This is a genomic window from Streptomyces sp. SP18CS02, from assembly GCF_036322365.1.
Taxonomy (GTDB): domain Bacteria; phylum Actinomycetota; class Actinomycetes; order Streptomycetales; family Streptomycetaceae; genus Streptomyces.
This window is the reverse complement of the sequence record NZ_JAQYXC010000162.1, coordinates 1-619: the sequence shown is the minus strand read 5'-3', so window position 1 is coordinate 619 and position 619 is coordinate 1. Positions and strand designations below refer to the sequence as shown.

At 37.8% G+C, this 619-nt stretch carries 1 protein-coding gene; it reads right to left on the bottom strand.

Annotated features, from left to right (window positions below; all coding sequences use genetic code 11):
* Positions 1 to 38: 38 nt before the first annotated feature.
* Positions 39 to 548 (bottom strand): hypothetical protein, encoded by a 510-nt coding sequence (locus tag PUR26_RS34540; protein WP_329868387.1) that lies wholly within the window; start codon positions 546 to 548, stop codon positions 39 to 41.
* Positions 549 to 619: the final 71 nt, after the last annotated feature.

The window sequence follows — 619 nt, the reverse complement described above, 5'->3', positions numbered from 1 at the left end:
TTTTTTTTTTTTTTTTTTTTTATTGGTTCGATATTTTATTAATACTCTTGTCTTGTTTTTTTGGTGTGGTGTTGTGTTGTTGTGTGGGTTGTTTTTTTTTTTGTTGTGTTTTTTGTTTTTTTTTTTTTTTTTTTTTTTTTATTTTTTTGTTTTGTTTTTTGGGTTGTTTTGGTTTTTTTGGGGTTTGTGGGGGGGGGGTTGTTTATTGTTTTGTTTTTTTGTGGTTTTTTTTTTTTTTTTTTTTTTTTTTTTGTTTTGGGGTGTTTTTTGGTTGGGGGGGGGGGGGGTTCTTTTTTGGGGTTGGGGGGTGGGGTGGTGGGGGGGGGGGGGGGGGGGGGGTTGTGTTGGGTTGCGTGTGTTAGTTTTTTTTTTTTTTTTTTTTTTTTTTTGTTTTTGGTTTGGGGGGGGGGGGTTTTGTTTGGGGGGCCGCCCCCCCCCCACCAAAAAACACACCCCCAGCCCGCCCAACAAACACGCCCCCCCCACCCCCCACACCCCCCAACACAAAAAAAAAAAAAAAAAAAAAAAAAACCCCCCCACAACCACAAAAAAAAAAACAAACACCAAACCCAAAAAAAAAAAACCCAAAAAAAAAAACAACCAAAAAACAAACAAAAAA